Source organism: Lyngbya sp. CCY1209 (assembly GCF_055795065.1).
This window is the reverse complement of the sequence record NZ_JAYFER010000026.1, coordinates 1-260: the sequence shown is the minus strand read 5'-3', so window position 1 is coordinate 260 and position 260 is coordinate 1. Positions and strand designations below refer to the sequence as shown.

Below are 260 nucleotides of genomic sequence, written 5' to 3'. Positions count from 1 at the left end.
CTAGCGGTAAGGCGAGTAACCCAAGACAACCAAGGCAAGAAGACAGCCGGAGTTGACGGTGTGGTAGCGATATCCCCTAAGCAAAGGTTTGAACTAGCTGAGGAAATCAAAGGAAAATTTAAAGCCAAACCGTTACGGAGAGTCTGGATACCAAAACCCGGACGGGATGAAAAACGCCCTCTAGGAATCCCAACAATCCGAGATAGAGCCAAGCAAGCCTTGGTCAAGATGGCAATGGAACCCTACTGGGAACCTAAATT

Annotated in this window: 1 protein-coding gene; it reads left to right on the top strand. The window is 48.5% G+C overall.

Annotated features, from left to right (window positions below):
- The coding region (locus AC0QHF_RS00130; RefSeq protein WP_324702168.1) for a reverse transcriptase N-terminal domain-containing protein at positions 1 to 260 on the top strand (260 nt) is incomplete at both ends.